The organism is Epibacterium ulvae (genome assembly GCF_018678075.1).
Taxonomy (GTDB): domain Bacteria; phylum Pseudomonadota; class Alphaproteobacteria; order Rhodobacterales; family Rhodobacteraceae; genus Epibacterium; species Epibacterium ulvae_A.
The window spans coordinates 34,786-41,431 of record NZ_JAHHIR010000003.1; the positions used below are offsets into that span (position 1 = coordinate 34,786).

Sequence of the window (6,646 nt, forward strand, 5' to 3'; positions counted from 1 at the left end):
ACCCGCGGGCGTTACGCGATTGTCACCCCGTGCCGCCCTGCAAGGTCCGTGAAGAATTGCCAGGCCACCCGGCCGGATCGGCTGCCGCGGGTGGCTTGCCATTCGATGGCTTCTGCGCGCAGGTCTTCGGCCGCGATCTCCACGCCATAGGCGGTGCAATAGCCCTGGATCATCGACAGGTATTCGTCCTGGTCGCAGGCATGGAACCCCAGCCAAAGGCCAAAGCGATCTGAGAGAGAGACTTTTTCTTCGACCGCCTCAGACGGGTTGATGGCGCTGGAGCGTTCGTTTTCGATCATGTCCCGTGGCATCAGATGACGCCGGTTTGAGGTGGCATAAAAGACCACATTTTCGGGGCGTCCCTCAACACCGCCATCCAGCACCGCTTTGAGGCTTTTGTAATGTTGGTCGTCATGGCTGAACGACAGATCATCACAATAGAGAATAAAGCGGCACGGCGCGCTACGCAGGTGGTTCAACAGGCGCGCCACGGTGGGCAGGTCTTCGCGTTGCAGCTCCACCAGTTTGAGGTCGGGGTGATCTGCGTTGAGCGCGCCGTGCACAGCCTTGACCAGCGACGACTTCCCCATGCCACGCGCGCCCCACAACAAAGCGTTATTGGCGGCGAACCCTTGGGCAAAACGGCGGGTGTTTTCCAAAAGCGTATCGCGGGCGCGGTCGATGCCCACCAAAAGATCCAGCGCCACCCGGTTTACCTGGGAAACTGGCGTCAGCCGTTCGGGCGCAACGTGCCAGACAAAGGCGGGGGCGGTGGAAAAATCGGGCGCAGCCAAAGGGGCCGGCGACATGCGCTCCAAAGCTTCGGCGATCCGGTTCAACGCAGTCTCATCCATGGCCATTCTCCGATCTTGCAGCGTGGGGATTGCGTCTGTTTACAAACGAAAAAGCGCCCCTGCACAAGGGGCGCTTTTTATGGACTTGAGCGGGGATGAGGCGGCTTAGTCGTCTTCGACCTCATCATCGTAATAGCCTTCGGCCCGCAGCTTGGCTTCGCGCTTTTTATCAACCCGACCCACAAGGAAGATCGAGATTTCATACAGCCCGTAGACCACGCTGAACAGGATCACCTGGGTGACAACATCCGGCGGGGTGACCAGAGCGGCCAGCAGCAAGATGGCGACAACCGCGTATTTGCGCACCGCGCCCAGCCCTTCGGCGCTGACCAACCCGGCCTTGCCCATCAGGGTCAACAGAACCGGCAGCTGGAAACACAGCCCAAAGGCCATGATGAATTTCAGCGTGATATCCAGGCTCTCGTTCACCTTGCCAAAGAAGGTGATTTTCACCCCGTCCGAGGTTTCGGGCACCACGGCGACCTCACCCGGGACTTCGCTGACGGTACTTTGAAGCAAGTTAGCAAAGACCGACGCCACATCGGCAAAACCCAAGAAGAACTGCATCGCCAGCGGTGTGACCACAAATTGGGCAAAGGACGCGCCCAACAGGAACATGACGGGCGAGGCGATCAGGAAGGGCAGGAACGCACCCTTCTCGTTCTTGTAAAGGCCCGGTGCCACAAACCGCCACAGCTGGTATCCGATCATCGGGAACGACAAAGCAAACCCAAAGACCATCGAGATACGGAACAGGGTGAACAGATATTCCTGCGGCGAGGTATATTGCAGCGTCGGCGAGGGATCGCCAAGATCGCGCAGGGTGGATTCAATCGGCCCCAACAAGAACTGCAGGATCGGTTCCGCCACCGTAAATGCCAGAACGATGCCAACAATAAACGCCAGAACCGCCCGGATCAGACGGGTGCGCAGCTCGGCCAGATGTTCAATCAACGGGGCTGTTGACTCGTCCATTTCTTCAGTTTGGCTCATGTTTTAAGCCTCATCTTTCGGCTTGGTCTCAACGGCGGCTTCTGCTGCATCCGCTTTGGCCATCGCCTCTTGTGCCTCAGTGGCTTTGCGTTCGGCGGCCGCGCGTGCCGTGGCGGCCTGGATCCGCTTGGCGTCCTGTGCGCGTTCTTCGGACAGGACAGAGTTCTCCGCCTTGTCCGTCGATGCGGCACTGCCGAATTTGGTAGGGTCGACCGATGTGCGCAGATCTTCGGCGGCCTTGCGCATGGTGTCGCTCACCGCGCCCATGGGGTTGGTTGCGGTCTTCAGACCCTTTGCCACATCTTTGACGCCGGTTTCATCCGCCGCATCATTCATCGCCCGGCTGAATTCGCGCGCCATGCCACGGGCTTTACCCACGAAACGGCCGACATTGCGAAACAGCACTGGCAGATCCTTGGGACCGACCACGATCAACGCGACGATCCCAATGACCATCAATTCGGTCCATCCAAGATCGAACATAGGCCCTTACGCCTTGTCTTTTTCGGTCTCGGGGGTCACGTCTTTTGCTTCTTCCATTGCATCCTGTTCCAGCTCGGCTGAGCTGTCGCTGACGCCTTTTTTGAAGGCGGTGATACCTTTGCCGACTTCGCCCATAAGGGATGAAATTTTGCCGCGTCCAAACAGGACCAGAACCACAACTGCGATCAGAAGAATGCCGGGAAGGCCGATATTGTTGAGCATTGAAACTCTCCTTTTAGTCAGACCGGGCATGGCGTCCCGGTGATGTCTCGTTGGGATCAAGACTACGGCGCAGAGCCCGGCGCGGACCAGCGCCACAAGGGGGCAAATCGCGGATCCGTGAAGAGATTGCGGATTTTCATAGGCGTCCGCACAGGCAACTGACAGGTTTGTGGCAGTTGGTGCCTTCTAAAACAAGCCTGTCACATCACAAAAGGAGAGACATCGTGACACCCAATGTCGCAGAAACTGTCACATTCGAATTGGCGGATCGGATCACGGACACGGATTTTCTGGCTCAGATCAGAGCCACCGAAACCTTCATGCGCAGCTGTCCCGGCTTTATCTTTCGGCGTCTCAGCTGTGGCGCAGATGGCCGTTGGACCGATTGCGTGATCTGGACCAACATGGAGCACGCGCAGGCCGCAGCCAAAGCGTTTGAGACGCAAGCGTTTCTACCCGCCGTGATGGCAACCATGAAACCCGGCAGCATCCAAATGCGCCATGAGACGATCCATAATGCCGAGCTTCGGATTATGCCGCGCCGATCCGCAGAACCAGTTGCGTTGCGGTTGGACCGGCGCAGCGTGTCGGCATAATTCAGAGCGCTTCGAGGAATGCCAAGAGTTCCTCACCCGGTCGATATCGTCCGCCCGTCTGGTCAACCGGCTTTGTCAGAGCCATCGCCCTTTCTTTCAGTTCGATATCGGCGTGGATGTAGACCTGTGTCGTCTCGACCGATTCATGGCCCAGCCAGAGCGCAATGATAGTCCGGTCCACACCGCGCTGTAGAAGCTGCATTGCAGCGGTGTGGCGCAAGACATGGGGTGTGACGCGCTTCAATCTGAACGTCGAGCTGGTCGAGGCGGCGGTGGCCGCATGTTTCCGAACAATTCGCTCAACCGCATCTCGGCTGAGCGGCCTGCCACGGATGGTTGCGAACAGGGGATCGTTGGGCTCAGTCCGGCACTGCGCAAACCATGCCTTCAATGCACCCCGACTGTCTGCGCGAAGCGGCGTTGCGCGTTCCTTCCGACCTTTGCCCATGCATCTGATGTGCGCTCCGGTGCCGAGCTCGACATCGCCAACACGCAGGCCGATCACCTCTGATACGCGCAAACCCGTCTGTAGCATTGTGAGGAGCAACACCCGATCACGCCGCCCAAACCAGGTCGACTGGCCAGGTGCCTTCAGTAAGGCCTCCATCTCGTCACGAGTCAGAAAGTCCACGACGCGTTTTTCGTGCTGTTTGGACGGCATCGCCAGCACCTTCTGGCAATGATGCAGCAACTGGGGTTCACAGCCCGCGACATATTTGAAGAACGAACGGATCGCTGCTAGCCGCGTGTTCCGGCTTCGCGCGCTGTTGCCGCGTTCATCCTCGCAGAACGTCAAGAACCGCCCGATGATGTCGGCGTCGATGTGGGCTACATGCAGCTCAGTCGGCGGCAAACTGGTCTCTGCTGTCGCGTATTTCAGTAAGAAACGGAAGGTGTCGCGATAGCTCGCGATCGTGTTTGGACTGGCCTGCATCTGGGTCAAAAGTCGCTCGGTGAAGAACCGCTGCACGTAAACGGGCAATGGATAGGTTGTGATCATGATGATACCTCCAGAATCCGCTGCTCTGCTCGTGCTGCGGCCAACTGCATCAGCTCGGGCACTGCCTCGATGTACCAGAACGTATGCTTGGGCTCGGAATGGCCGAGATAGGTGCTGAGCTTGTACATTTCGGCCTCGATGTCCCGGCCATCCCGGAACCAGTCCAGGATGGTGTGAACGGCAAATGTGTGCCGCAAATCATGGATTCGGGAACCATGACCGTGGCGGTTGAAGGCTTGCGATGACCATAGGCCGATATTTCTGCTGACCTGTGCGAAGTTGTAGCGTGCCCCGCAATCTCCTGCCGGTTCGCCATCTTCTTTGATGAAGAACCGTGGTGATTGCCGCGGTACCAGCCGGTCCCGCAACTCGGTATAGTGAGCAAGCCGATGGGCGGTGTCACCTTTGACGGGCAGCTGCCGATCCTTACCATTCTTCGTGTTTCTGAGTGTGAGCACGGCGCGGTCAAGATCGACGTCCTGCTGCTCAAGAGATAAAGCTTCGTTCACCCGCATGCCTGTCACCGCGATCAAGCCGAACAGGGTCTGCCACAAAGCGGCCCGAAGCCCATATGGTGACGGCAATCGACCAGCTTCAGCGACAAGATCTACGATCTGACGGGGCGCATAGATCTAGGGGACACGCCTTCGGTATCGGCCGATGACGAGTTGGTTGGACAGGACTTCGGTCCGATCGTCGTGCTCCGCTAGCCAAAAGGCGAACCGGCGCACCATGCCAAGGCGATGAGACCATGTGTTGTTGTCCGCACTGCCGTAGTTTGCCTTCCAATCAAGGAACAACGGCGTCGAGATGATTTGGAACCCGTTGTCGTCGGCCAAGCTGACGAACTTGCGGAGGACCCGTTCCTCAAAGGACAGGTCAAATCCCATCGAACGCCGAAGGGCCAGATATTCATCAAGTCGTTGAGACAGTGTCTTCATTGCACTTCCTCCGCCGTCGGCCAGGAACGCGAGATCGAGCGCAAGGCATCGACATCATGTTGCGCATAGATTGTCGTGTTCATCGCAGACCGATGTCCCAGCACATCCCCGATCTCGGCAAGCGACGCGCCTTTTCACAGAATGTCGGTGGCCAGGCTGTGCCGCAGAATGTGCGTGCCGATATAGGCTTGCGGCGGGCTAATGCCGATCGCATCATAGGCATCACGTAAAATCCAGCGCAGGATTTGTGCGTCCTTGAACCTCTTGAACGGCGGTTTTACTGACACGAACCGCGCGCGGCCCGGGCCCCGGCGCTCATTCTTGATGTAATCGACAATCGCCTCACCAATCTCCGCCGACATCGGCATCCGATCATGCAATTGCCTCTTGCCACGGATCAGGATTTCACCAGCACGCCAGTCGATATCGCCTAGTTCTATCGCCGTCACCTCTGGGGGCCGAAGGCCCAGCCGAGCGACCAGCATCAGCATTGCATAGTTGCGTCGACCCGTTTTCTTGTGGCCGCGCACCACCTCTACGAGCCGGTTGACCTGTTCCGGCTCCAGATACCTCGGAATGCCTGTCGGCTCGGCTGCCGCGCCTTCGGCACGGCGCTGCTCAGGTTACGCTCCGTCTTGCCGTTCCAAAACAGGAACGGGAACAGGTTGCGCAGATGTGACGGGCCGGTCTTGTCACGCGGCGCATTTTGCGCCTCACGCAATCAAAGGATGAGCCCGGTGATGTCGTCAGGCTTGACGGTGTTGAGATCGCCTAGACCGGTGCCGAACTTCGCGGTGAGGAACCGGTCATAGAACCGCAGGCAGTGGTAGATTGTGTCCCCGGACAGACCGCGCTGGACGCGCAGGTACGTCTCGTACTCCCATTTGAGCACAGCCCTTGGCGACATGTCGAGCGGCGCCATAGGGCGCGCTGGAGCGGATGCATTCTCGATCAGCTAATCCCTGAACCGATTAAGTCGGTATAGGCAATGCTTCTTGTCGTTCGCCGACGCGGCGTCGACAATTGGACGCGCAAGCTGGTCCATAAGCTCATCAGTTAAGTCAGCAGGGGTGAGTTTTGCCGATACCAGGGCCTCCCTGAGCGCTTGTGCATTCGACCTGTATTTATCAATCGACCCTTTGCTGTACCCTTCAGATTCGATGATTTCGGCGAAGTGGTCAGCATGGTTGATCCGGTTTGACAGAGACCCGTTCGCACGAGATGGTTGCGTCTTCATAAGCTTTTCCTTCAGTTGGTTGAAGGTTGTGCTTATGCCAGATCACCGAAGCGGACGCTCACGGGGCAAGGATAGATCGACACACTGCTGAGCGGACGAAGCCGCTGCGTGAGCGGATGATCGAAGACATGCGCATCCATGGGATGGGCGATAAAGCGCAAAAAGCCCATATCCGGTCGATCAAGGATTTTGCCGGGTTTCTGAAGAGGTCACCGGACACGGCCGCGCCTGACGATCTGCGTGCCTATCAGCTTCACATGACAGATACTGGGGTCACGCCGCCTACATATAATGCGCAGATCATGGCGCTGAGGTTCCTG

At 58.1% G+C, this 6,646-nt stretch carries 12 protein-coding genes; 2 read left to right on the forward strand and 10 right to left on the reverse strand.

Going from position 1 to position 6,646, the window contains the following annotated elements; translation table 11 throughout:
- Window positions 1–11: 11 nt before the first annotated feature.
- The 4 genes from KMP13_RS00350 to KMP13_RS00365 all read right to left on the reverse strand — a co-directional run bounded on the left by KMP13_RS00350 (window position 12) and on the right by KMP13_RS00365 (window position 2,552).
- Complete coding sequence (locus KMP13_RS00350) at window positions 12–854, reverse strand: ATP-binding protein (RefSeq protein WP_215263455.1); 843 nt, start codon at window positions 852–854, stop codon at window positions 12–14.
- Between the two features lie 105 nt (window positions 855–959).
- On the reverse strand, window positions 960–1,847 hold the full coding sequence (tatC, locus tag KMP13_RS00355; protein WP_215263456.1) for a twin-arginine translocase subunit TatC: 888 nt from the start codon (window positions 1,845–1,847) through the stop codon (window positions 960–962).
- A 3-nt stretch (window positions 1,848–1,850) separates the two neighbouring features.
- Window positions 1,851–2,330 (reverse strand): Sec-independent protein translocase protein TatB, encoded by a 480-nt coding sequence (tatB, locus tag KMP13_RS00360; protein ID WP_215263457.1) that lies wholly within the window; start codon window positions 2,328–2,330, stop codon window positions 1,851–1,853.
- Window positions 2,331–2,336: 6 nt separating this feature from the next.
- A complete protein-coding gene (locus KMP13_RS00365; protein WP_215263458.1) occupies window positions 2,337–2,552 on the reverse strand; it encodes a twin-arginine translocase TatA/TatE family subunit in 216 nt (71 codons plus the stop codon).
- A 224-nt stretch (window positions 2,553–2,776) separates the two neighbouring features.
- Between KMP13_RS00365 and KMP13_RS00370 the strand changes: the two genes are divergently transcribed.
- A complete protein-coding gene (locus tag KMP13_RS00370; RefSeq protein WP_215263459.1) occupies window positions 2,777–3,148 on the forward strand; it encodes a hypothetical protein in 372 nt (123 codons plus the stop codon).
- Between the two features lies 1 nt (window position 3,149).
- Here the strand turns inward: KMP13_RS00370 and KMP13_RS00375 are convergent, their stop codons facing one another.
- The 6 genes from KMP13_RS00375 to KMP13_RS00400 form a co-directional block, all read right to left on the reverse strand.
- A complete protein-coding gene (locus KMP13_RS00375) occupies window positions 3,150–4,148 on the reverse strand; it encodes a tyrosine-type recombinase/integrase (protein WP_215263460.1) in 999 nt (332 codons plus the stop codon).
- Entirely contained in the window at window positions 4,145–4,702 is a 558-nt protein-coding gene (locus tag KMP13_RS00380) for a tyrosine-type recombinase/integrase (protein WP_215263461.1), read from the reverse strand. The genes KMP13_RS00375 and KMP13_RS00380 overlap by 4 nt, the downstream gene beginning before the upstream one ends.
- Before the next feature lie 78 nt (window positions 4,703–4,780).
- Window positions 4,781–5,089 (reverse strand): hypothetical protein, encoded by a 309-nt coding sequence (locus KMP13_RS00385; protein WP_215263462.1) that lies wholly within the window; start codon window positions 5,087–5,089, stop codon window positions 4,781–4,783.
- A gap of 134 nt (window positions 5,090–5,223) precedes the next feature.
- Window positions 5,224–5,667, reverse strand: coding sequence for a tyrosine-type recombinase/integrase (locus KMP13_RS00390; protein ID WP_353055661.1), 444 nt, complete (start codon window positions 5,665–5,667; stop codon window positions 5,224–5,226).
- Window positions 5,668–5,810: 143 nt separating this feature from the next.
- Entirely contained in the window at window positions 5,811–6,011 is a 201-nt protein-coding gene (locus KMP13_RS00395) for a hypothetical protein (RefSeq protein ID WP_215263464.1), read from the reverse strand.
- Between the two features lie 33 nt (window positions 6,012–6,044).
- Window positions 6,045–6,326 carry a hypothetical protein gene (locus KMP13_RS00400; protein WP_215263465.1) on the reverse strand — a complete coding sequence of 94 codons (282 nt, stop codon included), beginning with the start codon at window positions 6,324–6,326 and terminating at the stop codon, window positions 6,045–6,047.
- Between the two features lie 116 nt (window positions 6,327–6,442).
- Between KMP13_RS00400 and KMP13_RS00405 the strand changes: the two genes are divergently transcribed.
- Window positions 6,443–6,646, forward strand: a 204-nt coding sequence (locus tag KMP13_RS00405; RefSeq protein ID WP_215263466.1) for a phage integrase N-terminal SAM-like domain-containing protein, incomplete at its 3' end; no start/stop codon positions are given.

Bases quoted from the DNA above. Each gene is read 5' to 3' on its own strand.
- KMP13_RS00350 (WP_215263455.1), bottom strand. From the start codon at position 854: ATGGATGAGACTGCGTTGAACCGGATCGCCGAAGCTTTGGAGCGCATG.
- tatC (WP_215263456.1), bottom strand. From the start codon at position 1,847: ATGAGCCAAACTGAAGAAATGGACGAGTCAACAGCCCCGTTGATTGAA.
- tatB (WP_215263457.1), bottom strand. From the start codon at position 2,330: ATGTTCGATCTTGGATGGACCGAATTGATGGTCATTGGGATCGTCGCG.
- KMP13_RS00365 (WP_215263458.1), bottom strand. From the start codon at position 2,552: ATGCTCAACAATATCGGCCTTCCCGGCATTCTTCTGATCGCAGTTGTG.
- KMP13_RS00375 (WP_215263460.1), bottom strand. From the start codon at position 4,148: ATGATCACAACCTATCCATTGCCCGTTTACGTGCAGCGGTTCTTCACC.
- KMP13_RS00385 (WP_215263462.1), bottom strand. From the start codon at position 5,089: ATGAAGACACTGTCTCAACGACTTGATGAATATCTGGCCCTTCGGCGT.
- KMP13_RS00395 (WP_215263464.1), bottom strand. From the start codon at position 6,011: ATGGCGCCGCTCGACATGTCGCCAAGGGCTGTGCTCAAATGGGAGTAC.
- KMP13_RS00400 (WP_215263465.1), bottom strand. From the start codon at position 6,326: ATGAAGACGCAACCATCTCGTGCGAACGGGTCTCTGTCAAACCGGATC.